We start from the raw sequence: 704 nt of genomic DNA on the forward strand, positions 1-704 counted from the left end.
GGCGCCTGCGGCACCGCAGCCGGCCGCCGAGCCGGCGGCACCCGCGGCCCCGGTCGCACCCACCCCGGGCGACGCCGTGACCAGCACGCTCGCCGCCGCCACGGCACCGGTGGGCGACCTGGTCGAGCCGGTCACCGGCGCCGTGCGGCCGCTGGTGCAGGCACTCTCCGACGGCGTCGTCGCCCCGGTCGCGCAGGCCACGGGCCCGCTGGCCCCGGTCCTCGACCCCGTCCGCGACGAGCTGCTCACCCCCGTCGTGGACCGCGCGCTCGCCCCGCTGCTCAGGGCCCTCGCACCGGTGCTCGACCCGGTGCTGGGCGTCGTCGGCCCGGTCCTGGCGCCCGTCACGACGCCGCTGGTGACCGACGTCCTCGACCCCGTGCTCGGTGCCGTCGAGGGCACACCCGTGGGCGGTGTGCTCGACCCGGTCCTGGGCGTGGTGCGCCCTGTGCTCGGCGGCGTGCTGCCGCCCGCGACACCCAGCGGGCCCGCGACCCCGGGCGGCGGCTCGCCCGTCCCCGGCACGGTCACGACCTCCGAGAGCGCCGAGGCCCTCGCACCCGCGACCACCCCGGCCCCGGACGGCACCGCGGTCGCCGTGGCGCAGGCCGGAGGGTCCGACGGGACGCACCCCGGCGGCCCGCGGCCCGACGGCGCGAGCCCTGGTGCCAGCGCCGCGGTGTCCGAGTCCGCCGCCCCGGGCA

General features: G+C 81.1%; 1 pseudogene. It reads left to right on the forward strand.

The window, feature by feature from the left end:
• Positions 1–76 precede the first annotated feature (76 nt).
• Positions 77–704 (forward strand): annotated as a pseudogene (locus tag EBM89_RS20825) (hypothetical protein); the annotation flags it as partial.

Origin of the sequence: Cellulomonas triticagri, from assembly GCF_003696205.1 — a bacterium.
Lineage (GTDB): Bacteria > Actinomycetota > Actinomycetes > Actinomycetales > Cellulomonadaceae > Cellulomonas > Cellulomonas triticagri.